Source organism: Bacillus sp. mrc49 (genome assembly GCF_002803435.1).
Genome location: NZ_PHNG01000550.1, coordinates 1 through 1,435, shown reverse-complemented (window position 1 = coordinate 1,435; position 1,435 = coordinate 1). Strand labels below are relative to the sequence as shown.

The following is a 1,435-nucleotide window of genomic DNA, read 5'->3' as shown; positions in this document are numbered from 1 at the left end:
CCGCCAAGCAATGCCGTAATCGCTTCTCCTCCCCCGTCGTACGATACGTATTTAAGCTTGGTTGGATCCAAGCCGGATTCATATGCCGGAAGAATCGAGATCAAATGATCCATCGATCCCGGAGCCGAACCTCCTGCAAACGTTAACTTACGGGGATTTTTCTTCACCGCTTCCAGCACTGATTTCAAATCCTTGAATTCAGAATCGGCTTTTACCACAATCGCCCCGTAATCTTTTGTCAGCTGCGCCAAAGGAGTCGTATTTTTGTATCCGTAAGGACTGTTGCCTTCTTTTTTAAGGTTATTGATTATGACAGGTGGTGAATTCACGAATAGCATGTCATCATTATCCGCTTGCTGTGTTGCATAATCCGCCATGAAGACCGCGCCCCCGCCGCCAGGTTTGTTTTCGACCGTCAACGGCTGATTCACCAGTTTCGTTTCGCTTAAGATCTTTGTAAATGAACGGGCGGTTAAATCCCAGCCCCCGCCTGCCCCGGAAGGAGCAACGATCGATATCGCCTTTTTCGGATAACCTGTACTTTCCTTCTTTTCTCCGGATGTATCCGAGCTACTGCTGCTGCATGCCCCTAAACTTAATGCCAATGAACCTGCCAATATAATTGCCGAAACCTTTTTGCGAGAAAACATATGAATCCCCCTTTTTGAAAGCGTTTTCTATATTCTACAAAAATCCAAGCCCTTTCTTTCATTATCCACCTAAACAACATAACTTGCATAACACCCATATTGTTCATAAAGTTTTATGGGCGGACAAGGGGAAAAGGCCCCCTTATAAAAGCAGGCCTTGCTAGAATAATATTTTCGATAGATACACGACCAATGTTACCGTTATGCAGCTGAATACGGTGGACATCAGGACGGCCTGTGCCGCATACTCCGGGTGGTTGTCATATTCCAAGGCGAATAATGCGCTGTTTCTTGAGGTCGGAAATGAGCTTGCGATAAATAACCCTTGGGCGACAGGCCCCTCCAAGCCCAGCATGAGAATGATAAGGAAAGCGATGGATGGAGAAAGGATCAACCGTCCAATCAAGCTAAGGATAAGCGGAAGCGGGAAATGCGTTATTTTCAAGTAGGCACTCTGTGCACCCAAGGTGATCAGGGCAATGGCGATGAATGCACTGGCGATATTATCGATCGGGGTCCATAAAAACAAAGGGATATCAAAGGACGCAGCCTGTAAAAGAAACCCGAGTAAGAGAGCATAAATGATTGGGTTTTTCAAAAATTCCCGAATGGCCCCCTTTGCACTTTTTGTATGGACGGAAACGGAATTCATCAAACCGTACGTATAGCTCAACAGGTTTTGAAATATGATCACGATGACCTGGATCGACAGGCCAAGTGGATTCCCATGAAAAACCATCTGGCTGACGGGCAGTCCGAAGTTGGCTGAATTATTCAGAACCACA

General features: G+C 46.2%; 2 protein-coding genes. Both read right to left on the bottom strand.

The genetic code is table 11. From position 1 onward, the window contains the following. The coding region (locus CVN76_RS05585) for a tripartite tricarboxylate transporter substrate-binding protein (protein ID WP_269800018.1) at positions 1-650 on the bottom strand (650 nt) is incomplete at its 3' end. Between the two features lie 160 nt (positions 651-810). Then, positions 811-1,435: AEC family transporter (locus CVN76_RS05580; protein WP_100530566.1), on the bottom strand; the 625-nt coding region annotated here is incomplete at its 5' end.